The 26,432-nt window shown below is 37.0% G+C and carries 17 protein-coding genes; 5 read left to right on the top strand and 12 right to left on the bottom strand.

The genetic code is table 11. From position 1 onward, the window contains the following. Positions 1-109: 109 nt before the first annotated feature. Positions 110-535, top strand: a complete 426-nt coding sequence (locus SAGCYANO_RS12455) for a J domain-containing protein (protein ID WP_202220370.1) — start codon at positions 110-112, stop codon at positions 533-535. A gap of 256 nt (positions 536-791) precedes the next feature. Here SAGCYANO_RS12455 and SAGCYANO_RS12450 read toward each other — a convergent pair whose 3' ends face one another. After that, complete coding sequence (locus tag SAGCYANO_RS12450) at positions 792-1,430, bottom strand: Uma2 family endonuclease (protein WP_202220369.1); 639 nt, start codon at positions 1,428-1,430, stop codon at positions 792-794. Positions 1,431-1,663: 233 nt separating this feature from the next. Here SAGCYANO_RS12450 and SAGCYANO_RS12445 point away from each other — a divergent pair, with 233 nt between their 5' ends. Beyond that, complete coding sequence (locus tag SAGCYANO_RS12445; RefSeq protein ID WP_202220368.1) at positions 1,664-6,409, top strand: NACHT domain-containing NTPase; 4,746 nt, start codon at positions 1,664-1,666, stop codon at positions 6,407-6,409. A gap of 96 nt (positions 6,410-6,505) precedes the next feature. Here SAGCYANO_RS12445 and SAGCYANO_RS12440 read toward each other — a convergent pair whose 3' ends face one another. The 10 genes from SAGCYANO_RS12440 to SAGCYANO_RS12400 form a co-directional block, all read right to left on the bottom strand. Beyond that, entirely contained in the window at positions 6,506-9,007 is a 2,502-nt protein-coding gene (locus SAGCYANO_RS12440; protein ID WP_202220367.1) for a CHASE2 domain-containing protein, read from the bottom strand. Positions 9,008-9,882: 875 nt separating this feature from the next. Then, on the bottom strand, positions 9,883-10,161 hold the full coding sequence (locus SAGCYANO_RS12435) for a hypothetical protein (protein WP_202220366.1): 279 nt from the start codon (positions 10,159-10,161) through the stop codon (positions 9,883-9,885). A 175-nt stretch (positions 10,162-10,336) separates the two neighbouring features. After that, positions 10,337-11,359 (bottom strand): RNA-guided endonuclease TnpB family protein, encoded by a 1,023-nt coding sequence (locus SAGCYANO_RS12430; protein ID WP_307785876.1) that lies wholly within the window; start codon positions 11,357-11,359, stop codon positions 10,337-10,339. 55 nt (positions 11,360-11,414) lie between these two features. After that, positions 11,415-11,531 (bottom strand): helix-turn-helix domain-containing protein, encoded by a 117-nt coding sequence (locus SAGCYANO_RS49190; protein ID WP_307785873.1) that lies wholly within the window; start codon positions 11,529-11,531, stop codon positions 11,415-11,417. Positions 11,532-11,904: 373 nt separating this feature from the next. After that, entirely contained in the window at positions 11,905-13,308 is a 1,404-nt protein-coding gene (locus SAGCYANO_RS12425) for a serine hydrolase (protein WP_202220365.1), read from the bottom strand. 871 nt (positions 13,309-14,179) lie between these two features. Continuing rightward, a complete protein-coding gene (locus SAGCYANO_RS12420; protein ID WP_202220364.1) occupies positions 14,180-14,941 on the bottom strand; it encodes an RNA methyltransferase in 762 nt (253 codons plus the stop codon). Positions 14,942-15,849: 908 nt separating this feature from the next. Next, positions 15,850-16,626 (bottom strand): amino acid ABC transporter ATP-binding protein, encoded by a 777-nt coding sequence (locus SAGCYANO_RS12415; protein ID WP_202220363.1) that lies wholly within the window; start codon positions 16,624-16,626, stop codon positions 15,850-15,852. A gap of 2,215 nt (positions 16,627-18,841) precedes the next feature. Then, the gene (locus tag SAGCYANO_RS12410) at positions 18,842-20,053 is read right to left on the bottom strand and encodes an amino acid ABC transporter permease (RefSeq protein ID WP_202220362.1); all 1,212 of its coding nucleotides are present in this window, start codon (positions 20,051-20,053) and stop codon (positions 18,842-18,844) included. A gap of 1,230 nt (positions 20,054-21,283) precedes the next feature. Then, complete coding sequence (locus SAGCYANO_RS12405; protein WP_202220361.1) at positions 21,284-22,450, bottom strand: amino acid ABC transporter permease; 1,167 nt, start codon at positions 22,448-22,450, stop codon at positions 21,284-21,286. A gap of 190 nt (positions 22,451-22,640) precedes the next feature. After that, entirely contained in the window at positions 22,641-23,687 is a 1,047-nt protein-coding gene (locus SAGCYANO_RS12400; protein ID WP_202220360.1) for an amino acid ABC transporter substrate-binding protein, read from the bottom strand. A 225-nt stretch (positions 23,688-23,912) separates the two neighbouring features. Here SAGCYANO_RS12400 and SAGCYANO_RS44625 point away from each other — a divergent pair, with 225 nt between their 5' ends. From SAGCYANO_RS44625 to SAGCYANO_RS44615, 3 genes are read left to right on the top strand one after another with little or no spacing between them, the layout of a single operon-like run. Beyond that, positions 23,913-24,602 carry a transposase gene (locus SAGCYANO_RS44625; RefSeq protein ID WP_237396106.1) on the top strand — a complete coding sequence of 230 codons (690 nt, stop codon included), beginning with the start codon at positions 23,913-23,915 and terminating at the stop codon, positions 24,600-24,602. Positions 24,603-24,625: 23 nt separating this feature from the next. Further along, positions 24,626-24,799, top strand: a complete 174-nt coding sequence (locus tag SAGCYANO_RS44620; protein ID WP_237396104.1) for a transposase — start codon at positions 24,626-24,628, stop codon at positions 24,797-24,799. Then, a complete protein-coding gene (locus SAGCYANO_RS44615; RefSeq protein WP_237396102.1) occupies positions 24,762-25,202 on the top strand; it encodes a transposase in 441 nt (146 codons plus the stop codon). Before SAGCYANO_RS44620 ends, SAGCYANO_RS44615 begins: the two co-directional genes overlap by 38 nt. An 18-nt stretch (positions 25,203-25,220) precedes the next feature. Here SAGCYANO_RS44615 and SAGCYANO_RS12390 read toward each other — a convergent pair whose 3' ends face one another. After that, positions 25,221-26,258 carry an amino acid ABC transporter substrate-binding protein gene (locus SAGCYANO_RS12390; RefSeq protein ID WP_202220359.1) on the bottom strand — a complete coding sequence of 346 codons (1,038 nt, stop codon included), beginning with the start codon at positions 26,256-26,258 and terminating at the stop codon, positions 25,221-25,223. Positions 26,259-26,432: the final 174 nt, after the last annotated feature.

Raw genomic sequence — 26,432 nt, 5'->3', positions numbered from 1 at the left:
GTAAACATCGGGTGGTTACGTTATGTAACGCTTTGTATCAGTTTTATGGAGCAGTACAGATTTTACGGTCAAACTTTGGAATCTCGAAACAGACTCCTTAGTTTGTAGTTTGGTCGGTCATTCAGCACCGATTTTTTCTATTGCTATTAGTGGTAATGGAAAAATGCTTGCTAGTGGTAGTCAGGATGGCACAGTGAAAATTTGGGGTTTGCCTAGTGGAGAACTTTTGCAAACTTTGGCTGGTTGTTATCCAGTAGCTTTTTCCGGTGATGGGTGTTTGGTGAGTGGGGGAGATGGCAAGAATATTAAAATTTGGCATCAGATAATGTGGGATGGTGTCGAATTTTTATCTGGGGAGTGGTGGGAAATATTGGGTGTAACACCAAATGCGGATGGGGAAACTGTGAAATTGGCTTATCATCGTTTGGCTAGACAATATCATCCAGATGTGAATAGGAATAAGGAAGCTATTTCAAAAATGCAAATTATTAATCAAGCTTATCAAGAGTTTCTACTACGGCAAACTAATGTTTAAGTAATTAGGGCTTGCTGATTAAATCTCAAAGCATTAACATATAAAGACTTTAGGCTTTTTTTCCTTTAAAAAGTGCGCTTGTTTCAGTCTAAAATGCTCAAAAAGTTAGTATTTCAAGCGCATAGTTGGGCAGAAAAATTAAGGGACAATTCTTACTTCTGCCTCCTCGCTCATTCCCATTTATCCTGTCTCCTGTCTCCTGTCTCCTGTCTCCTGTCTCCTAACCCTACTAAAAGACTTTTTCAGCAAGCCCTAATTAAACTGAAAAACTCTCACGAATTTGTTGCCTAAACTCTAAAACAGCATCAAAAGGTTCATCAGATTCAACATAACTTGCTAACAATTCTATATCTAACAAAGGTAATAAATTACTCCTAACTGCCTGCTCATATTTTCCCTGATTTAAGTAATAGATAGAAAAACTTCCATTCTGCCAAAACCACACTTCAGAAACTCCTAAACCTTGATAAACTTCTAAAGCATTAATACCACCACTGGTAATTACAACCTCAATAGCTAAATCGGGAATATTTTTATTACTAAAAAGACAGTAACATTCATCCGGCTCAATACCCCTAACTGTTGCTTGAGACCGAAAAGTAGTGGAACCTAAGCCATAAAAACGGATGCGACTTTCCTCAAAATAGACTTCTAATAATCGACCAATATTACTTTTAATAATTTCATGGCGACGACTCGGCGACATAATTTCTAAACACCCCTCTAAAAAAGTAATGCGCCAACAAGAATTATCTTGTAAATTCTCCAATAACTGTTCATAAATCTGCCAACTAATACCGCCAATAACAAAAATTTTATCGGCATCAATGGAGCCGAATTTATCTTCATTTATCAATTTTTCTAACTGTTGTAAACCTTCTACGAAATTCAACATTTCAGCCTCTTATATCAAATCCGGTTGAATACTTATATCGAGTATCATTAATTAGTCATAATAAATCAGTTATTTTTAGCAATCTTTAGATGACTTATGCTATTGCTATGAGCCAAGAAACTTATTTCTTGGCTTGGCTAGAGAGGAAAGTAAACTTCTAGGTTTAAATGTTGGCCTCAATTATTTCTATACTATACTATTTCTATATTTGTGAGTAAAGGAGTAAAATTTTTATGCCCTTACCTGGTGGTGCTGCTGACAAATTAGGAAACCGTTACGAAGTTTTTTGGATGGTCTACTGTATGCTTGATGTTATGACTGAGAAAGCTGAATCTATCCGACTAGAAAAACCTGGTGAGGATGCTTTTGAATTTTTTGTGCGTCAAGGAAGTCGAATGAAATGTTATCAAGTAAAGCGACAAATAACAGGCCGTGGACGATGGACTCTCAGTGCTTTGGAAGACAAAGAAACTCATGTATTATCAGATTTTTGGAAAGCCCTAGAAAATCTAGATATTGATTGTGTTTTTACTTCTACTCAAGCCGCAGATGAACTAGAGGAACTAGCTTACCGGGCAAGAAGCTCAATTTCATTTGAAGAATTTGAGGAAAAATGTTTGAAGAAAGAGGAACATTTTAAGAAAGAATCATCTGGTAAAAATAAAAATAATCAAGACTGGTATAGTAAATTTCAAACACTCTGCAAAAAGTGGAATTCCTCTGAAAAAGAAGCTTACGAAGCACTCAAGAGGGTTTATGTTGAAACAGTTGCTGAAAATTTTCTTGTTGATACTATTGAGAACCGTATAGCTTCTTTAGTAGAAGGCGATCCAAAAACAATCAGGTGTGAACTAGCAGAATTAGCTTTGGAAAAAATCCATCAAGAGTTAACTTCATACGATATCTGGCACTATTTAACAGTAGAACGAAAATATCGGAGGCGAGAATGGCATAAAGATCCTCATGTTTTAGAAGTTGTTAAAAAGGTTAATGAGATATACCTTGATAGATTTGAAGATGAGAATATTGCTGGAGAAATTATTCCCAGAGATGAGGTGAGTATTGTTGTCGATAAGTTAACCTCTCAAGATAGGAAAAAGCGAGGTGTGTTATTAACAGGAGAAGCAGGAGTTGGTAAAAGTGGTGTTATAGCTCAAGTTGTGGAAGGACTAAAAAACAGACCTTTGCCAATACTTGCTTTCCGTATAGATCGCCTACAACCTACACAATTTCCTGATTCTCTTGGCCAACAGTTAGGTTTGCCTGAGTCTCCTAGTATTGTATTAGCAGGAGTTGCTCAGGATCGTGATTGTGTACTGATAATAGATCAAGTTGATGCCGTTAGTCAGGCTTCAGGACGTAATTCTAGTTTCTTTGACTGTATCGATCTAATTATTAAACAGGCCCAAAAATTTCCGAAGATGCGCTTACTTCTGGCTTGCCGAAAATTTGATGTAGATAATGATTCCCGAATCAGACGCTTAACAGATAAGGAGGGAATTGTAGAAACTGTCTCTGTAAACAAGTTGACTCATACAAAGGTCAAGGAGATATGTAGCAAATTAGGTTTGGGTGTAGCAAGATTGAATCAAAAACAGCTAGATTTATTATCAATTCCTCTACATTTAAGTTTGTTAGCAGAAATAATAGAGGATAAGACTATCAACGTTCTTAGTTTTAAAACTGCGAAAGATTTATTCGATGAATTTTGTCAGAGTAAAAGGAATAATTTGAGAGAGCGTCTTGGAGATTCAATTCAAAAAGAATGGAAGCAGGTAATTGATGCTCTTTCTGAATATATGAGTGAAAAGCAAACTTTATCTGCACCTAAAACAACTGTTCGTGGTTTTGAAGACACTGTTAACTTTATGATATCCGAACATATTCTGATTAGAGATAATAAACGTATCTCCTTTTTTCACGAAAGTTTTTTTGACTACGCATTTGCTGATAATTTTTCTGCGAGTGGAACTAATTTACTGTCATTTCTCAGAAGTGACGAACAACATCTATTCCGACGCGCTCAAGTTAGGCAAATTCTTTTGCATGAAAGAGATAGTGACTTTGAGCTTTATCTTAATGACCTGAAAGAATTACTGACCAGTTCAGATATTCGGTTTCATATAAAGGAATTAGCATTAGCTCTACTTATCAACCTAGAAGATCCTCAACAAGAGGAATGGGAAATTATTGCTCCTCTGCTAGATGACTCATATCCCCTCAAAAATAAAGTTTGGCAGATTTTTTATTCTGTAAGTTGGTTTAAATTGCTTGATAGTCTCAATGTTATCCATGACTGGTTGAATAGTGGTGATGAGGAGTTGATAGATCGCCTAAATATTCTGTTATCAAGAATCCAAAGACAACTTCCAGATCGAGTCGCAGAAATAGTGGAGCCATATATAGGTGTATCGGATGCTTGGCAAAAACGTCTGATTATCTTAGTGCATAGAGCTGATATTGGTGCAGGGCGAGGATTTTTTGAACTATTTCTACGGCTAATTGATGAAGGTATTCTTGATGAGGTGAAAGATCCTATTACTTTAAAGAGTGATTTCTGGAATCTAATTTATTCTTTGCCAAAAAAGCATCCAGACTGGAGTTGTGAGGTCATTGGTCATTATCTGAATCGACGCTTGATTATTAGTCTTGCCAATAATCAGCCCGATCCCTTTGACTCCAGAAATGGCACGATTCCCAATAGCCAATTTGCTCAACGAATTTTCATGGATAGTGCCAAAAATTCTCCTGAAGCTTTTGTTGAAAATGTTCTTCCTTTTATGATTCAGGTGATGGAATTAACAGCAGACAAGGAAAACGATGTGCCATGGAAAGATGCAGTTTGGCAACATCGTATTTATGGTAGTAGCTATAGTGCTAGTGATGTAATGCTACTTAACGCTATAGAAATTGCACTCGTGAGTTTAGCAGCTAATCAGCCTGAAAGTTTTGTTCCTATTGTCAAAGAGCAGTTATATTATTCAAAATTTGAAACAATTCAATACTTGTTAATTCGTGCTTATACGGCAAATGGGAAAAGATTTGCTGATGAAGCTATTAATTATCTGTGCGAACTACCCACAAGGTTCAAGACAGGTTATTTAACTCTTAGAAGTAATTTTGGAGAAAGTTTTTGGGCAAGTAGGGAATTGCTGGAGGCAACTACTCCTTATTGTTCGGAGGAATGTTTGAAGAAATTAGAAACAACTCTTCTAAATAAGCATCCTGTATGGGAAAAAGATTACAAATTTGGCGTTGCTGATTCTGGGTATGATTTGTATTTGTTGGTAATTGCTAAACTATTGAATAACAAATATTCGAGATTGTTCAATTTTTACTTTTATACCTTAATTCAGCAACGCGAATTTCTCTATTATAGACGTAAATTTTTATTGCATTCTAGAGGATATGGTCAATATGTATTGCTTAGTGGTATCGCTCTTTCTCGACACAGTGAAACAATTACCCGAAAATTACAGGAGCTAGAATGCAAATTTATATCTATAGGTTGGATAGAAACACCTGGAAAAATTGAGCCGCCGGAAAGTCCAGTAGTTTATACAATAGGTTCTCCAATTCCTGAAGAGGAAGCAGAAAAAATGACTAACCAAGAGTGGCTCGAAGCGATCGCTACCTATAATAATGATGATATTTCAGAATTTAAAAATGGCAAAGGAGGAGCAGGTGAGCTATCAAGAGTTTTGGAAAAACAGGTTAAGCAAGAGCCATTACGTTTTGCTTCTCTAATCAAACAATTTCCCAACGATACCAACTATTCATACTTTAATGCTGTTTTACAAGGAATTGCTGAGACAGAAGAAAGTGTTCATATAGAAGTAGTCCGGAGTGTTTGTCAGCATTGTCATCAATTACCACAACACCCCTGTGGTAAATCAATTAGTTGGTTATTTGAGAAACTACCGGGGTTGCCTTGGACAGTTTCAGATTTTGATATTCTGATTTATTATGCTTTGAATGACCCAGACCCATCAACAGAGTTATGGAAAACTCGAAAGTTATGGAAAACTCAGACTAACAGTAGCAATTTTGATAACCGAGAAGATATTTTAGGGGTGGGGATTAATTCTAACAGAGGTCGTGCTGTATATTCTATAGCTAAGTTAATTTTTGCAGATAAGAGTCGCGCTTTACACTTTTCAACTGCTTTAGAACAAATAGTTAAAGACCCTTCTACTGCTGTCAGGTCATGTGCTGCCACTGTATTAACAGCAATGTTGAATTATGACAGAGATATAGCTGTTAGGCTATTTTTAGAACTTTGTAAAACGGACGACAAAGAACTTTTAGAAACAAGAACAGTTGAAGATTTTTTGTACTACGCTCTACAAACACACTTTCAGGAATTAAAACCATTGTTAGAACAAATGATTACTTCTGAATTACTAGAGGTAGTTAGAGTAGGAGCTAGAAAAGCTTGTTTATTATCATTAGTAAATGAAGAAGCAAATGACTTAGCAAAACGTTGTCTTTCAGGGACAGAAAACCATCGACTTTCAGCAGCAGAAATATTTGTTGCATATTTTCGGTCGGCATATTTTCGTGAATTTTGTGAAAAGAGTCTAATTCAACTTTTCAATGACTCTGATGAAAAAGTCCGCGCTCAAGCAGCAACTTGCTTCTTTAAATTTGAAGGAGAAGAATTAGGTGATTACATTCATCTAGTTGAAGCTTTTGTTGATAGTAAAGCATTTAAAGATAAAGTTGGTGATTTAATTCATGCTATGGAAAAAACAACAGCTAAACTTCCAGAATTAATTACTTTATCAGTATTTGAAAAGTTCATAAAAATTTCAGATACTTATAGTTATGGTATGAAGATTGTAAGTAAATTACTAATTCGTATGTACAGCTACACTACAGACAAAGATTTAAAATCACTATGCCTTGATATTTTTGATGATATGATTTTACATGAAAACTATGGATTTTACGAGGCTATAGAGCAATTTGAAAGATAAATGTTGATTGCTACTGAAGAGCAAATATAGACTATTTTTCTAGCCTCAATTACTACTAGCTAGGCAGTTACCATTTTTTCAAAATAATATAAAACCTCAATTCAAATAACTTGACTTACGGTTAATCAAATATAAAAAGATATAAATCCAAAATGTTAGACTAGGCAACAACCAAGGTAATAAAATTGCTGCTGAAATATAAATTTGTAGACTCGCTAATGCATAAATTATAGTCAATAAAAACAATAACAGAATAATTTCCTGTTTTTGAGTTTTCGTACTATTTCCTAACACCAATACTGTTCCTTTTCCTAACAAAGCAGCTAATAAAATTAACCATAAATTAGGAATAGGTATAACTAATCTTTGATTGAGCAAATGATGAACCATATAAGCATGAATTTCACCCCCGGTGAATACCTTACTTGGGTTTGCAGGATGTTGAGAACGCCAGTAACCAACGGCAGCAGGTAAAGGAAAACTGTCTCCACCTGGAGCAACTAATCCTGCATCCTTATATCCAGCAGCAATAATCACTATTGATGGACGTTTATCCAATGTAGTTAGTGGTAATAATGGGGAGTCATTACTTTCCAAAAGTTGCCAAGCAGGTAAACGTTGAAAAACTGCTTCTGGGGGAACAGAAAAATCTAGAATTGGATGCATCCACATTTGCCCTAATTTATAGGAAAATTTAGTTAAAGGTTGTAAGCGAGATGAATGGGAAAATAAATCTAAAAATTTATATTCACCTGTGGTCTGATTAATATGATTTTTGACTTGAGATACCCAGTTATCTGAGGAATTAATCTGGGGTTGAACCAACTCTCCAGATTGTTCAAAGTTTAACCAGTGAGCAACTGCTAGCCAATAAGAAAAAGGCAATGGTCTCTTGCTAGAATATTGCCTTGGTAACAATGTAAAATGGGTAACGTAACTGTCATAACCGATAACAAAAGTATCTCCCTGTAGTTGCCAATTTGGGGATGCTAACTCTGGTAAGGGTTCAAACCAACCACCAGCTTGATTACGAGATGTTGCTAAAACAAACCAAGTATTTTGTTTTTTTATGGATGAGCGCAGAGTCCGAGATAATTTTTTGTCGTTTTTTGGTTGATGGCGATCGAATAGATAGTCAACACCAATAATTTTGGCATTTATAGATGTAAGTCTATCGATGATTTTGGCTATGTAGCTACGATCCATAGGTCTCGGATCGGATATTTTGGCTTTTTTGATGGACTCTTCGTCGATTTCAACTAATAGCACGGGAGACGAATTTTGGCGATCGAGTTGGTTGGTAAATTGCCGATACATAGCTTGCACTAATACTCGCTTTTCAATTAAAAAACTTTGAGTTGATAATTGCCAACTGCATAAAATTAATGCACCGAGCGCCATCGCTTCTTGTTTGCTAGGTAACCACCGTTTGCATTTGTCTTTAATTCTAGATGGTTGCAGACGAAATAGTGGAGCATCCGGGTGGCAAAACAAAGATGGTATTAAATATGTACTAGGATAAGTGAGATTTTTCTCTAGCTTTAAAAATTGACACGCTGATAATAATGATTCGTGAACATCTTTGTATTCGGCTAGACTTTGTAGAAATCTCACTAAGAATTCTTGGGCGACTTGGTTATGAATAGGTTCTCGCATGACGGCAACTTGACTTAAACCTAAGTCTATCAGAGTGTTAGCGATGCTTAAACCACTACAGGAGTTGAAGATGGCAAATTGTAAACCTCTCTGTTTGGCTATAGTTAAAGATTGAGCAATTTCGATCATCGATATAGATGTGCCTGGAGCGATCGCTAGTTCCCCACCTGTATTCAGATTTTCATTACTGTGTCCGGCGAAAAATAAGATATCCCACCCACGTTCATCTTTTATGGCTTTGACAATTTTGTCTTTTAGCTCTGCTTGACTTTCGTGAGGTTGCCAACCCACAAACTCTACTTCTGCTATTGGGGATAGTGATTTTACTGCTTCTCTATCTACCTGGAAATTTAAACCTGTATCATCCCCAAGTATTGCTAATACCCTAGCTTTACCTCGACAGGGTTTAGATTGATAATTGACTGGTGTATAGTGGATATTGATAGGTTGGCGGACTATTCTAATTTTACTGGATGCAGCAAATTCTGTAATTTCCCATACTTCCCAGGGTAAACGACATAAGTCTTGGGAGTTACAAGTTAGAAATATGTCAATAGTAGGTACATGAGTGTTGTGCTGTGATGGTAATAAATTCTCTGTTTTTTGTTTGGCTGCTTGAGCAATAATTGCTCTAATTTCATATAGTTTTTCGTGTCGTAGCCAACGATGAAATTCACACAGAAGTTTTGCTTCTGCTTGCACCAATTTTTGTTCCCAATCAACTTGTCTGATTATTGTTCCTGTACTTACTACCCTTCCTCGTAAGGCTCTATGATAAAAACTCAGATATTTTGTTTGCCAATCTTGATAAAATATGGTAAGCTCTTCAGGATAAGGAAGAGTGACACTTAATTGTTGCCCTCTACCCCAGGCAAGTTCAAATAGGCAGACTTTTTCAACTTGTTGAATCTTCAGGTAGAATCTATCAGCAGTGTGAGTCATTTTTCTTTGATTTTGAGCGCATACCTTTTTATATAGTATCCGGATAATTAATTATCATATCATTCAGGAGTCAGTAGGGGCGATTTCCGTTTGTCATGCTCCTAATTACGCGAATCTCCCGTACAGGAGTAAGGAGTAATACCAAATTGATAAATGTTTGCTACAAATAGTTAGGGTATTTATTCTAATGCGCGAATGCGCGAATGCGCGAATGCACGCGGGGATAGATTTAATACCATTTTTGATATTGCCAATTACTTTTTTCGTGAAACAGACTTTATCTGAAAGTCTTTTTATGGTGCTTATTATTCGTAACATTCTTTTTTCACGCTTGGTATAAGGAGTCAGGAGGTAATAGACATCTGGTAAAAATCAAAAATAAAATCAATTATTATCCATAAATTATCAATTATTCCCCTCTTTGGAGGGGAGGGGCGAGGGGTTGGTTCCCTGTTGTCAGATGAGCTGTTGCCTCTTTTCTGGAGATGTCTAATATCAAATCCGGTTGAATACTTATTATTATAGTTGGGATAGATAGAGAAATGGGGTTGCACATTATGGAATGATACTACAAAAAATTGGTTTAGATTTTGACTAAAAAAACCTAATATTAATCATTCTAGCAATTCTCAAATCTAAAATCCTGTTCATCAAAAATCTCAAATCATTTGTCACTGTGCAACGCCTGGGAGATTAAATATTGAAGTGTGGATAGAATTATAAACATATACTGTATAACTGGATTCTATATTCTATATTAATTTAGCAGTTATAGCAGAAAAACAGCGATCGCCCTATCTTTTGTTCTAGAAAATCAGCGATCGCCAAAGTATTAAATAGAAAAAGGTAGTTTTAAATTGAATATTGATACCAACTCAAGCCAAACGCATCTTTCTTGCTAACTTGAGGTTATGTATCCAAGGCTGATGAGATAATTCTGTAACTGCTTCTGCTGAAAGCCTAGCTGTAAAGGTACACCGCTGATGATTTAACCCTCTTACCCCTAGTTCTTTTAAGAAACTGGCTTCTTTTTGATTTGGTACTTCCGTTGTGCGAACAAACACTTCAACTGGCTGTTTATGTGATGTAGGCATTTTATTCAGGACATTTACTAAACCTGGATCTAACTTCCGATATTCCATTATGTTTTCCATTTTTCCATAACACTCCTTGAGTTTTTTCAATTAATCTTTTGCCTTATCAATACTATCTAGGACCTATTTTTTGCGATCTACTTAAACTCTGGCCTTATTATATTTGTAGTTTAGCATTTTAATTTTGCTTGTTGACATCCTCCCCGCCCTGAAGGCACGGGGATTCCTACCGAGCCTAAGCTCCTCGGTGGGTTGACGTTTCATTGGCTGCTGCTGCCTTGGCGGTAGTCTTACGCTTGCCTCCACGTCCGTTTAATGTCTCGGACTGCCCGCCCGCGACTAATATATTTATCGCTGCATTCTCGTCTCTATCATGTTTTGCACCACAGTTGAGACACTCCCATTCTCGCACGTGAAGGTCTAGCTTCCCACCTTTAAAGCCACAATTTGAGCAAACTTGGGATGTTGGCTCCCAACGACTAATTACTCTAAAATCACGACTGTATTTTTCTGCTTTTCCTTGTAATAGTGTTCGGAATTGTCGCCAACCTAAATCAGAAATTGCTCTTGATAATTTGCGGTTTCTAACCATTCCAGAAACATTCAAATCTTCTAAAACTATTACTTGGTTTTCGTTAATAATTTCAGTAGACAATTTATGTAGAAAATCTGTCCTTGTATCTTTTAACTTGCCATGAAACTTAGCAACTCTCAATCTGGATTTTTCATATCGTTTAGAACCCTTGGTTTTGTTAGATAATGACTTGCTTAACTTACGATATTTCTTAATCCGTTTTTTTAATGGTTTAGGAGCATCCACTTTTTCACCGTTGCTCAAGGTAGCAAAAGTTTTAATTCCTAAATCTATACCTACAGAGTTATCATTTTTAGGCAATACTTCTGGTGAAATTTCTACCACAAAACTCAGAAAATATCTATTAGCTGAATCTTTTATTACTGTTACGGAGCTAGGCTCACTAGGCAACTCTCTTGACCAAATAATTTTCAGCTTTCCAATCTTAGCTAAATAGACTTTGTGTTGACCAACTTTAAAGCCACCCTTTCTAAACCTTGCAGTCTGTCTTGATTTCCTACTTTTGAATTTAGGAGGTTTTACAGGTTTACCTTTCCTCTTGCCTTTGGTGGAAGTAAAGAAATTTTGATACGCTTGGTTTAAATCATTCAAAGATTGCTGTAGTGGTATATTAGAAACTTCCGATAACCACTCTCTATCTTCAGTCTTTTTTGCTTGGGTAATAAACTGTTTTTGTAGCTTTTCGTTAGTGGGTTTCTTCTCTCCTAATTTATACTTTTCACAGGCAGCAAGCTAGACTATCATTCCAAACAACACGGACACAACCAAATAGCTTTGCTAATCGGTGTTTTTGTCCTTGTGTTGGATATATACGGTATCTAAATCTCGCTTTCATAAAATGGCCTCTTGACTCACAACATGATAACATAATTTGTTGCACAAAATCAACTAAAAAGTCGCCCTAGAAGGGCGAGGCTTGAAACCCAATTTTCTGGTCAATAATTTTAGGCTACTCTTAAAAATAGTTAATCAATGTCAAGTTAGCCTTGACTAAGGTATATAGTACTATCCCAATTCTTACAACAAGGTACTTGAGTTGAAAAGGAACATACACAAAGAGAGAGAATACTAAAATATCCTAACCTGTATTCATAGTGTTATACTTGATTTTTATACTAAATTTACCAAATAATTCCATAATATTAATTTGCTAAATGTAGCAATTCATAGAGGACTTATTTTTGCTTACAATTCCAGATAACAAACAACTATTGCTCTGAAGATTCAAGATATTGATAAGTTTTCTTGGATACATCGCGAATCAAGTTTATGGCAGTTTGCTCCTCATCTGGGCGCTTCACCAGTACAGCTAATAGATAGCGCTTGCCATTGAGTAAGTCAATCATACCCACATCTGCTAATACGGACTTCAGGTTGCCTGTTTTGTGAGCAATAATAGTACCTCTACCTATACCCCGAGGTAACAATGAATCATTTTTAGTCCTCTCCATAATTCTAAACAGGCGATCGCGAGACTTTAGAGATACCAACCCACCTTGATTTACCTGTGAAATTAAATTAATCAAATCCTTGGGAGATGTTGTATTAGTCCCAGAGAGGTCTGGTAAGGAGTCATTAATAATAGTATTCTTCAAACCCCAACTCTGAAACAACTGATTCAAAACTTCAGCTCCACCAAGTGCTTCAATTAACATATTGGTTGCGGTATTATCGCTAATCACGATCATTTTTGTCGCTGTTTGCAAAGCCGTATATTTAGTACCAGGTCTGCGAAACTGCATATCTCCCGAACCCTCAGCTACATGAGATTCCTCCATTGTCAACATATCATCTAGTTTGATGCGACCTTGATCCACAGCTTGAAAGAAAGCCACTAATACTGGCACCTTAATTGTACTAGCCGCTGCAATAGCAACATTTCCATTAATATCTATATAAGCACCAGTATCAACATCAATCAGAAATATTCCTGGAGTGAGACTTGGGTATTCTGCAATGACTGTATCTAGTTCTGTTTTCAAAGCTGTAATTTCTCTAGTTTGTTGTACTGCTAAAGGTACAATGGAGGGAGACTTCCATTCTTGATTTGATTCTACATCTGCTGCTTGAGAAAGGAGACTAGAACTACTTCCAGGTTTCAACATTGATAGCAATGTCCCACTAATTACCGCTACTCCCATACCCAAAATTAACATCCGAGTTGCGTACAACACTACTGAAGAAGATACAGAGCGTTTACGACTTGTGAGTGGGGATTTTTTTGGCAGTGGTGGCTGAGAAAGAAAAGATTCGGCTTTTTCTGGCCGTTTTTGGGGTCGAGTAGATGTTTTGGGTTGTTGTTCTGCTATGGACCTTAATCTAGCCAGTTCGTCTCTTCGGCTACGTTTAGCTCTGTGAGATTGAAATTTAGGAATTTCTGTTTTTAAGGTTCTAGGGGGAACAACTTTCTTTCTTGGGGGGACAGACCTAAGATAAGGTTCCTCAGAAGGTGGTAGAGGAAATTTAGCTACGTTACGCTTTCTTTTGAGGGGTAGCTGCGGTTGCACGGGATGACTTTTTTGTCTACTACTAGATTGCTTCGATTGAGAATCTGGCCTAGTAGGGGATGATACTACTGAAAGAATTGATGGACTAGGAAATCTTTGAACCACTCCAAACACCTTAATTTATAACTATAATTTTGTTTATCAAACAGAAGTAAATCAAAATCAACAAAAATTGACTATTTCTGCATGAAAATTTATTGGACTTTCAGTTTTGAAAGAGGTATATTAGTTTATTCCATTTCACAAAAGTCAAAAGTCACATAAATAATATATCAAGCGAAAAACTTAATACCAAGAGAAAATACAGATAATTATTTGATTTATCACGGGTTGTGACATTATTAATATTTAAGCATTCAGCCGTCAGCTATTAGCTATCAGCTATTAATTTTGGAAAAGGTCATTTCAGTTATCAGTTATCAGTTAGCCTCCTCCGGAGGAACTGCGCCCTTCAGTTATCAGTACCTCCGGCTTTAGTCGGAGGCTACGAAAATACTGAACTGAATATTCTCTTGGTCGATTGGATATGGTTAGGAAACCCATCCATCCCATCCTACGGACTGCTCCGCAAACGACCGCTGTCTTGGTTGATTGGATATGGCGAGGGGACCTCGCCATCCCTCAACCGCTTTTTCATCCCCTTAAAAGGGGAGGCTTTGGACCTCATTTTTTGGTAAAAGTAATCTTTGAAATTGAGGGAAAAATAGATTAATTAGGGTTTGCTGATTAATTATCAAAGCATTGCCAAATCAAGGCTAAAGCATTTTTTTTGTCGAAAAAAGTTCAAGCTTTTAGGTGGCTCAAGTTCAAAAAGGAGGGCATTTTCAGGAAACAAGGGCGAAAAAATTAAGGGGCAATTCTTTCTCCTACCTTCTCTATAGTTCCCCGTTCCTCCTGTCTCCTGTCTCCTGTCTCCTGTCTCCTGCCTCCTGTCTCCTGTCTCCCACCCTCACCCATAAGACTTTTTCAGTAAACCCTAATTATCATTTTCGCAATGCTGAGAAAGTGCCCAATTCGTTTGCCTAATCATTCCGCGTAACATTGCTACTTCTTCAGTAGAGGGATGGGCGCGGTTGAATAGACGACGAATTTTTTCCATCCTGCTAGATGCTGTATGGGGATAAAGATAACCTATTTTTAGTAGCAGGGTTTCTAGATCCTGATAATATGCCTCTATTAAATCTATTGGAGCTTCTAAGTTAGGGGTAGGGGTGGGTGGACTATCCTGACTTTGTTGGTTACTCAGTGCCATAGTTTGCAACTGATATAGTTCATAACAACAGATAGCTACTGCTTGAGCTAGATTTAGTGAAGGATAGATATCATCTGATGGAATACGGACAAATCTTTGGGCATAGTTTAATTCTACATTGGTTAAGCCTCGGTCTTCTCTGCCAAATATTAAGGCTGCTGGATATCCTAATAGCCAAGGTAGGGTATGTCGGGGGTTTTCTAGCTGGGTGGGTAATGAACGGTCTAGGGATGTTGTGGCGATCGCTCTTTGACATCCTTGTAGTGCTTCAGGTAATGTTTTAACTATGGTGGCTGTTTCTAAGATTTCTGGGGCATGAACTGCCATTTTGCGGGCTTCTAGTCCATGGGGGTCGCATTGAGGATTAACTAGGACTAGGTGATGGAAGCCCATGTTTTTCATAATCCGGGCTACAGAACCAACGTTCAGTGGTCCGGCAGGCTCTACTAATACGATTCTTATTTGTTTTGATTGTTGTTTCAGCATTAAGGGAAGAGGGAAGAGGGAAACTCTGGCGTTATCTGAGTTTTACAGTGCAATTCATTGATATTTGGTTTTTGCTCTGATTTCTTGGTTGAATAAAAAGTCATGTACAGGGGCGAACAACACCCAATATATAATTCTATTCTCAGATTATCACGATTTTTTATGAGATACAACCCCTAATTTTTTTGAGCTTCAGAAAATGAATAGCGAAGGAAGAAGATTCCCTTATCTGAGTTTTACAGTGCAATTCACTATATTTGGTTTTTGCTCTGATTTCTTGGTTGAATAAAAAGTCATGTGTATGGGCGAACACACCCCAATATATAATTCTATTCTCAGATTATCACGATTTTTTGTGACATACAACCCCTAATTTTTTTTGAGCTTCAGAAAATGAAATTAATGATTAAATCAAATCAATTCCATTTCTTCTGCACTTCTGAAGGCGAGAGAACTCAAAGGCATATTTTCTCAACTGCTTCATAAAACTGATACAAAGCATCACATAACGTGACAAATTGATAGCGTAGCTCCGACCTAGGAGGCTGTTTACTTCCTGCTGTACGGACGCCCTTATGCAACGTCCCTACCGTCGGCGGTTACTAATCCACAGGCATTGACGGGTCTTGCCCAACCGCATCCCTATAGTCATATACTTACATTTAAGTCTTTGTCAATTAACATAACTAAAAAAGTCCTCAAACCTTTACTGCGCCGTTCCTAGTAGGGAGCGGGATTTCTTCTGAGGTCTATATCTATATAGATAGACTGCCAGAAATGTTTAAGCAGCGATTAGTTGCAGAAGATACAAATTTCATCCTCGTTACTACTTGCGTGTGAGAACTAGCGTATTATGTCGCTAAATTGCGCAAATTGTTAACTAAGTCGAAACTCCAGCTTTTTGAAACCTACAAAATCTGTGACAAAAATTGGCGCGTGCGCTCTTCCTTGGGGTTTTGAAAAAATTCTTCTGGGGTCGCCTCCTCTATCAATAACCCATCAGCCATTAACACGATCCGGTCTGCCACCTCCCTAGCAAACCCTACTTCGTGAGTCACAACCACCATCGTCATTCCCGAATCTGCCAAATTTCGCATAACATCCAAAACTTCTCGCACCATTTCTGGGTCTAATGCAGAAGTCGGTTCGTCAAATAACATAATTCTTGGCTGCATAGCTAAAGCACGGGCGATCGCCACCCTTTGCTGCTGACCGCCAGAAAGTTGACCGGGAAATTTTTTTGCCTGTTCCAAAATACCGACTCTTTCCAAAAGTTGCATTGCCACTTCTTCTGCTTTGACTTTTGGCCATCGACGCACCCATATTGGCGCTAAAGTCACATTTTGCAAAACTGTGAGATGGGGAAATAAATTAAACTGCTGAAATACCATTCCCACATCTCGCCTAATAGCCTCAATATTTTTCAAGTCATGGGATAAACTGATGCCATCAATAATAATGCTACCTTTTTGATATTCTTCTAAAGCATTAAAAGTACGGATAAAGGTGGATTTACCTGAGCCACTTGGCCCCATAATTACTACAACTTCTCCACGTTTTACTGTGAGACTTACTCCACGGAGGACATGAAAATTATTGCTGTACCACTTTTGAACATCTCTAGCAACTATTGCTAAATCAGAATTTATTTGTGCTTCAGTTTGTTTGGTTTTTGTTTCTGTCATTTTCAGCTATAGCAGGGAATAGGGAATAGGGAATAGTAGGAAAAATATTTCCCTGTTTAAAGATCAATTATCAGCATAAGTCCTAATCTATCCGTCTATTGCTGTAATATAGCAGAAGAAAGAAGGAAGAAGGAAGAAGGAAGAAGGAAAAGTATTACGTTGTCTGAGTTTTAAGCTTTTGACCTGTCCTAACCTTTACTTCGACTGCTATATCTTTAAATATCTTTAATTTTATATTAGACGTCTCCAAATAATAAAAAATCAAATTAATTATCGTACTAGATACATTAATTTTTTCTCCCTAGGACCTACGGAGGTTGTATGCAAGGTCCCTACTCCCTACACTCTCTTTTCTGGAGATGTATATTTAACTATTTAGTACTTGCCGATTAACTCTCAAAACATTGACAGATAAAGACAAGTACCTTTTTAGGTTGAAAAAAGTGCTAGCTTTTCGGTCTAAAAAGCTCAAAAATTTAGTATTTTGGGCAGATAAAGGCAGAAAAATCAAGGGACAAATATACCCGACTACCTCCTAATTAATTCCCATTTATCCTGACTCCTGACTACTACCTTTAGCAAAAGATTTTTTCAGCAAACCCTATTTAAATTCTCTATCTAAGTAAGTAGGCACTAAAAAATAAGGTATTTAACAAGAAAAACTAAAGTCGCTCAGAAGTTTCTTTCCTTGTGTCCTCTACCTGCTCTATTTATCTAACGATAAATTTTAACCCCCACCTACTCATATCATGTCCGGTTGAATACTTATAAATAACAACGGAGGAGTCATGAGTCAGGAGGAAAAAAGAAGAAAGATAAGAAGAAAGTTTTTCATCACTAATTCAGCGGACATAATATTACTTATACCAAGGTTCTTAACTAATAGACCAGGGAACAGGGAATAGGGATAGATAATTGATCATTTATGGAGAATAATTGATTTTATTTTTGATTTTTACCAGATGTCTAATATACTTTTTGTTGCAAAGAAATAAAAAAGATTATAATTAGGGCTTACCGATCAAATCTAAAAGTATTGACTGATATTGGTTTTAGCGTTTTAGAGTTGAAAAAAGTACCAGCTTTTCGGTGGAAAGAGCTGCATAAAGCTTAGGAGCCATGTAAGAATAAGTTGTACAAATTTTATCTGGGATAAATTGTGAAATATAGTTTCCATTAAAAAACTGTTCAAGTTATTTTTACACGACTACTTAGTATTTTGGGATGATTATGGCAGAAAAATTGAGAGACAATTCTTACTCCTACCTCCTCGCTCATTGCCCCTTCTTCCTGTCTCCTGTCTCCTACCCTAGCAAAAAGACTTTTTCAGCAAACCCTAATTAGTTTTTCCTCTTAACTTTTGACCAAAAAATAAGGTCTCAAGTGTTCCCTGTTATACGAAGCGTGAAAAAATAATTTCACGAATAGTAAGAGGAATAAAAAGACTTTTCAGAATATTCCCTTTGACAAAAAAGATGACTTCTGACCTGAAAAATGGTATTGAAGCCATTCCCATAGGACTCGTTCCTCCTGACTTCCCCTCCTCCTGGGAGGGGTTAGGGTGGGTTGGGAGGGGTTAGGGGTGGGTTGACTCCTAAGAAATATCCTAGCTATTTGTAGTAAACATTTATCAATTTGGTATTAAGGGGATAAAAAAAGATAATTCCGTATTTTCGTAGCTTCCCTATTACCGAAAAATTGTGGTTTAAACCCACATTCGGAACTTCAAGAGCGTATCATTAAAAGTAGTATATGAATCTGTAGCTTGGTAGGTATTTATCATAAGCAAATCATCTCAATACTTTTTTCGTTCATCAATCTTCCTAGTAAAAAATTTACGCATAAATAATTGCTATATTTGATGACTCAATCACGGCAGCTATAATTTTCTTCTAAAATTCTGTCTCCTGTCTCCTGTCTCCTGTCTCCTGTCTCCTGTCTCCTTCTTCGGTTGCTACATTTTGTGGTGCGGAATGTGGGTTTAAAGCCTCCCCTTGATCGCCGGGGATAATAAATAAAAATTTTCATGATTAGTCAATCCTCTCCTTGAAAAGAAGAGGTAATTATTAATTATTAATTATTAATTGTTGAAAGGAGGTACTGATAACTGATAACTGATAACTGATAACTGAAATTACCCAGTTTTTGGCGTAGCTTTTCAGTAGGAAAAGGAGAGCGACTAATTACGCACTCGAACCATAAATTTTGACTACTGTTAATGATCGGTATTTAATGTTTTTTCTAACTGCCGACTACCAATTGACATGGCATAACAAATAATCCAAAAAAGTATGCCGTTAAATAAATAAACTTCTGCATAATCTCCTAAAAATTGTGGTTGAGCTAAGATTGAGCGACTCATGCGTAATAATTCTGATAATCCGACAATTGATAATAAAGTTGTATCCTGAAATAGACTAATAAACTGACCGACAATTGAGGGAATAGCAACTTTTAATGCTTGGGGTAAAACAATTAATCCTAATGCTAATGGAGTATTAAAACCTAATGCTTTTGCTGCTTCTGTTTGACCTCTTGGTATGGACTGTAAACCTCCTCTAATATTTTCTGCTAGGTAAGCTGAACTAAATAAAGTTAATCCTAATATTGCTCGTAAAATTCTGTCTGGTCGCATTCCATCTGGTAGAAATAGGGGAATCATAATTTGCCCCATAAATAAGATTGAGATTAAAGGTAATCCTCGGATAATTTCAATATAACCAATAGAAAATATTTTGATTACTGGTAATTTACTTTGTCTGCCTAGAGCTAATAATATTCCTAGAGGAAAAGATAGAAAAATGCTAACTATAGCCATTAGTATAGTTAACATTAAACCTCCCCAGTCGTTTGTAGGTACAGATTTTAAACCTAATCCTCCTCCGATTAACCAGATAGTTAAGATAAAAGCTATAAACCAAATAAAAGATATAGATTTACCTAGATTTGGAATTTTTTTGCCTAAATTTTTTCCTGCCCAAGCAGTACTAATAACTAAAATAACTGTTCCTACCAGCAATAGTTTGAATGGGGTTGTTACTGGAATTAATAATAAAATGGCAGGTATAACAGCTAGAAAAATTAATACTGGTTGGGAAAATAATGTGGCTGAGTTTCTGGCAATAATTCCCCAAGAAAAACCAGATAAGCTAGAAATTATGCCAACTATTAACCAGATGCGCCAATATTGGTCTTTAGGATATCTACCTACCATTAATAATGGCAAGTTAACTTTGATGACTTCCCATTCTGCTTGAGTTATTGCCCAAGAGATAAAACCTGTTATTCCCTTGGTAATAATGCTGAGTAAGATGATGGTTAATAAGGTGTTATACCAGGTACTAAAAAAATTTTGTCTGAGCCATTGTATAGGATTATTTTCCTGAAATGGAGGTTCTGATGATTTATAAGTATTAATTGTTTTCATATAAGTAGGGTTTACCGAATAATGAATAATGAATAATGAATAATGAATAATTAAGAGTTGATAGTTAATAATTAGGGTCTGCTGAAAAAGTCTTATGGGTAAGGGTAGGAGACAGGAGACAGAATAAATGGGAATTATAGAAGAGGTAGGAGGAAGAATAATCCCTTGATTATTCTCCGCAACTATGAGCCTAAAATGCTAATTTTTTGAACCATTACGACCATTAAGCTTGGACTATTTTCAACTAAAAAATGTTAAAACCTTTATCTGTCAATGCTTTTAGATTTATTCAGCAAACCCTAATTATTAATTCAACAATTCACGCCTTGAAGCCTCCCCTTGGATAGGGGATAAAATAAAAAAATCATTTTAGTCAATCCTATCCGTTTTAAGAAGAGGTAATTATTAATTGTTAATTGTTAATTGTTAATTGCTGAACTATCGAATCTCAAAGCATTGACTGATATTAGCTAAAACCTTTTTAGGGTTTAAAAAACTGCCTGGTTTTCAGTCCAAAACCCTCAAGGGGGGGTGGAATAGTTAGGGAGATGGGAGGATTTTTCGGTAGTGGTGCATTGCCATTATTTTTGTGACGTAAGGAGAGTTCATTGAATTGATAATAGATAATGGATAATTGATAATTACCTCTGGTTAAAACCGTTACGGAATTGAAAATAAGGAAATATTATTTCTTCTCTTGGTCGATTGGATATGGTTAGGAAACCCATCCATCCCACCCTACGAGAAGTTCCGAAGATCGACTGCTTTTTTCCCCTTGAAAGGGGAGGCTTTAAACCAAAATTATTTAATTAATAATTCTTAATTATTTGGTAATTATTAATTAGGGCTTGCTGATTTCAAGAATTTAGAATTAAGAATTTAGAATTTAGAATTACCTCTACTTGAAAAGAAGAGGATTGACTAAAAGGAAAATTTTTATTTATTATCCCCTTAAAAGGGGAGGCTTTAAACTAAAATATTTCGGTAATATCAAAGCATTGACTGATATTGGTTGTAGCATTTTTTTGTCTAAAAAAGTATGAGTTTTTCGGTGGAAAAAGCTGCATAAAGCTATTGTTTCGGGACGATTATGGCAGAAAAATTAAGGGAAAACTTTTCCGACTACCTCCTTTATAATTCCTATTTTTCCTGATTTCTGACTCCTGATTTCTACCTCTAGCAAAAGACTTTCCATACGCAAACCCTAATTATTCATTATTCATTGTTTTGTTATCTTTCTTTGAGTTGAACACTTTTATTTAAGAAATTCATAGACAATGAAATTATCAAATTTATCAAAAGATAAACTGCCATAATGAGGATAAATACTTCTACTGGACGACCTGTTTGATTATAAGTAGTATTAGCAACGGAATATAAATCTGGATAACCAATAGCTATTGCTAAACTAGAGTTTTTTGCTAAGTTCATATATTGGCTATTTAATGGTGGAATCATTACCCTTAATGCCTGGGGAAAAATTACCAATCTCATTACTAAACTTGATTTTAATCCTAAAGACCTGGCTGCTTCCCATTGTCCTTTTGGCACTGCTTGAATACCGGAACGAACAATCTCAGCAATAAATGCACCTGTATAAAATACTAATCCTGCCAATAAAGCTGACAGTTCTAATGTTAAATTTAATCCTCCTTCTGTTGCTCCTGTTTCTGTTGCTATAGGTGCTTGCCAACCTAGGGCAAATATAATAATTAATAATTCGATAATTCCAATACTAATTACAGCGATAAGTTGAGGTTTACCAGAAGTAGCTTTTTCCGTCATTAACTTATTTCGCCACTGCCAAATAAATATAGTAGCGATCGCTCCTACAATTAAGACTATTAACCATAACCAAACATTGAGAGTATTTTCCGGCCAAGGAATAGATATTCCTCGTTTACTCATAAATATTGGTCCTGGTAATTCTAATTTTTCTTCTGGTTTAGGGAGAGTGAAAAAAACTGCAAAATACCAGAAAAATAACTGTAATAGTAGAGGGGTATTTCTCACCACTTCTACATAAACCCGATTCAAATTTCGTAGTAACCAGTTTTGAGAAAAACTAGAAATTCCAGCTAATATTCCTACTATTGTTGTGAGGAAAATTCCCAAAATCATTACTCGCAGAGAATTAATAAAACCTGCTAATAATACTTGGGTATAGGGGTCTTTTGCTTTGTAGGGAATGAGACTTTCACTAATACTAAATCCAGCTTCGTTTCCTAGAAAACTAAATCCAAATTTTGTACCTTGTTGTACTAAATTACGGTTAAGATTGCTAATCATTATAACTACAACCGCAACAAAAATTACTATAGCAATAACTTGTAAGGCAATGCGCCAAAATCTTTCATCTCGCCATAGCGGAATTTTTTGATTTTCCTGGTCAATCATTTTTATACCAAATTCAAGAAAGATTATTACAGTAAAATATACATGCTTAACCCAATTGAAAAATCTTCACTGTTTATTTCTTATACCTACCACCTACCACCTACCACCTACCACCTAACACCTAATACCTTGAATAGCCAATGTAGCAATATTTTTTGAAAATGGTATTATTGTTTAAAATTTAAAATTTTCAGCGAAAGGGTGGTGAATAAAGTAGACCGCCATTAGTCCACAAATTATTTTGACCGCGAGGTAGTTTAAATGGAGAATTTTTACCTAAGTTTCGGTCATAAACTTCACCATAGTTTCCTACTTGTTTAATTACACGATAGGCAAAATCATTACTTAAACCTAGACCTTCACCAAGATTTCCTTCTACTCCTAAAAAACGTCTGATTGTTGGGTCATCAGAATTTTTTTTCTCTTCTACATTTGCTTGAGTAATACCTAATTCTTCAGCCTCTATCAAAGCATAAATTACCCATTTAATTACATCAAACCAAGCTGAATCATTATTTACTGTTGCTGGACTTAAAGGTTCTTTTGAAAGGGTAGTATTTAAAATAATATGTTGTTCGGGATTAGGTAAAGTTTGACGACGATGTAGCAATTGAGATTTATCGGAAGTCATCCCATCACAACGTCCTTCTGCATAAGCAGCATAAGCAGGGTCTGCTTGTTGAAATGTTAATGTCTCAGCTTCAATGTTTCGTTGACGGAGATTGTCTGCTAAGTTTAGTTCTATTGTTGTACCTGCTTCAACACAAATTGATTTGCCTTGGAGATCCTCTAAAGATGTAATCCCACTATCATCACGGACCATTATGCTCTGACCATCATAAAATGTTGTGGGGGCAAACTCTAGACCTACAATGGTATCTCGGCGAATAGTCCAAGTTGTGTTTCGAGAAAGCATATCTACTTCTCCACCATTGAGAGCTGTGAAACGCTCAGTTGAATCTAGGTTGCGATATTTTACAGCATTTGGGTCATTAAATAAAGCTGCTGCTACTGCCTTGCAGATATCCACATCTATTCCGGAATAGTTGCCATTTTGGTCTACAAAGCTAAATCCTCCCATGTTCCCTTCTACACCACAATGTAGTTTGCCACGATTTTTTACAACATCTAAACGACTTTTTCCTGGTGGGGTTGGTTCAGGTGGGGAATTTTCACAAGATGTCAAGTATGTAGAAAATAGTAAAGTTGTCAATAGCAAATATACCCATTTTTGCATAATTTCTTTTCACTCTCCTGCTAAGAACTTTTCATTTACCGAATAATTAAGGTTTAAAGCCTCTCCTTTAACTTTTGAGGGGGTTTGGGGGAGCTATAAGTCCCGCGCTATATTCGCGGATAATTAGCGCCGGGATACATGGACTCCCCCAAGCTAATTTTATCTGGTCAAACCCGGTAAAATTAGCAGTTACTACAATCTGTTTTTTGTGGTAAGATTCTTTTCATGCTGAATCTAAACTACACCTATCGCATTTACCCCGATCAAAAACAAGTCGAGTTGCTCAACGAATGGCTCGAAACTTGTCGAGTAGCTTACAACTACGCGCTCAGGGAACTGAAAGACTGGATTGCTTCTAGAAAGTGTCCAGTAGATAGGTGTAGCTTGGAGTCAGAGTACATAATGAGCGCCGATTATCCATTCCCTGGGTATCAGCAACAGCAAAACAAACTCCCCAAAGCTAAAAAAGAGTTTCCTCGTTTAGCAGCAGTGCCCTCTCAGGTTCTGCAAACAACCATCAGGAGATTGCACGATGCTTGGGACTTTTTCCAGAATAGAGGTTACGGATTTCCTAGGTACAAAAAGTATGGACAAATGAAGTCGATACTTTTCCCTCAGTTTTCCACCAACCCAATTACAGGGTGGCAAATCAAGTTACCCAAGTTAGGGAGAGTCCAAATCAACTTGCATCGACCAATCCCTGACGGGTTTGTTGTCAAACAAGTCAGAATTCTCAAAAAAGCGATGGGGTGGTTTGCTGTTATTGCCATTCAATCTGATATTTCTATACCAGAACCAGAGCCTCATGGTCATTTCGTGGGAATAGATATCGGACTGAACAGTTATCTGGCAACCAGTGACGGCTTTACAGAACCAGGACGCAAATTCTTTGCAACAGAGCATCGTCGGCTGTAGGCGAAAGCCTTGCCGAAGGCTAAGTGCTACAACGCAGATTGTCGAAGAAGAAAAAACGTTCTGCTAACTATGAAAAAGCCAGGATTAAAGTAGAAAAGCAGCACAATCATATCGGTTTCAAGCGCAAAGACTATCAGTTCAAGTTAGCTCACAAATTGTGTGACATGGCCGGAACAATCTTCGCCCTCGGATATTGATTTCCGAGTTATGGCAAAAGGATTTCTTGGCAAACACACGATTGATGCGGCTTTTGGGCAGTTTCGGAGTATTCTTTCTTATGTGGGAAAAAAGCGAGGGGTATATGTCGCCGAAGTAGACCACAAGGGGACATCTCAAACCTGCCCAAACTGCCGAATTGAAGTGAGGAAAGAACTGTCTGATAGATGGCATAGCTGCCCAGAATGTAAGTATGAGGTCGATCGCGACATAGCCTCAGCTCAGGAAATCTGTAACCGAGGCTACGAAGCACTTAGTACCCAGGGACTCTGGGGGAAAGAAATTGGCTGTCAAGTCGGGCTGTCGGGGGCTTTTTACCTAGACAAGTGGCGTAGGGCAGCAATATCTAACAGTGATGTTGGAAGCCCGCGCTTTATCTATTGATTCAGCGCCGGGAGGATGTCACCGGAATGGAGGAGAATAAAGTAACCCACCATTTGTCCATAAGTTATTTTGACCGCGAGGTAACTTAAATTGAGATTGTGCTCCTAAGTTACGGCCATAAATTTCACCATAGTTACCTACTTGCTTAATTACACGATAAGCAAAATCATTGCTCAAACCCAAACCTTCACCCAGGTCTCCTTCTACTCCTAAAAAGCGTTTGATTGTAGGGTCCTCAGAATTTTCTTTCAGGTCATCTACATTTGCTTGGGTAATACCTAACTCTTCAGCTTCTATCAAAGCGTAAGTTACCCACTTAACTACGTCAAACCAGGCTGAATCATTATTTTTCGTCACAGGACCCAAAGGTTCCTTGGACATAGTAACAGCTAGGATGGTATGAGTATCTGGATTAGGTAGAGTACTACGACGACCCAATAACTGAGATTTATCAGAAGTCATCCCATCACAACGTCCTTCTGCATAAGCGGCATAAGCTGGGTCTGCTTGTTGAAATGTTAAAGTCTCAGCTTCGATGTTTCGTTGACGGAGATTGTCTGTTAGGTTCAGTTCTGTTGTTGTACCTGCTTCCACACAAATTGATTTGCCTTCCAAACCCTCTAAAGATGTAATCCCACTATCAGCACGGACCATCATCCCTTGACCATCATAAAATGTTGTGGGGGCAAATTCTAGACCTACGGTGGTATCTCGGCTAATGGTCCAAGTAGTGTTTCGAGAAAGCATATCTACTTCTCCACCATTAAGAGCGGTGAAACGCTCAGTTGAATCTAAGTTACGATATTCTACAGCATTTGGATCATTAAATAAAGCTGCTGCTACTGCCTTGCAAATATCCACATCTATTCCTGAGTAGTTGCCATTTTGGTCTACAAAGCTAAATCCTGGTATGGCTCCTTCTACCCCACAGTTTAATGTACCACGCTCTTTTACTATATCTAGACGACTGGTGGTTTGTTGACTTTCTTCTTCACAAGCTGTTAATGGTAGTACCACCAACACAGTTGCTACTAGCAGAGATAACCATTTTTGCATAGTTGATTACGATTTTTTTAATCTGGGAAAAATAACCTCTTCAAAACTACCATAACGTTTAACTTAGCGATCGCTTCTAGGATATTTCCAGCAAATACTTTCCACATTTAGCAGGGAACAGGCAACAGCTCCGGAAGGCAACAGGCAAAAGTTGGAAAACATTTTCTAGTCTAA

This window comes from Okeania sp. KiyG1, assembly GCF_014132355.1.
In the GTDB taxonomy this organism is placed as follows: Bacteria; Cyanobacteriota; Cyanobacteriia; order Cyanobacteriales; family Microcoleaceae; genus Okeania.
This window is presented reverse-complemented; position numbering and strand designations above follow the sequence as displayed.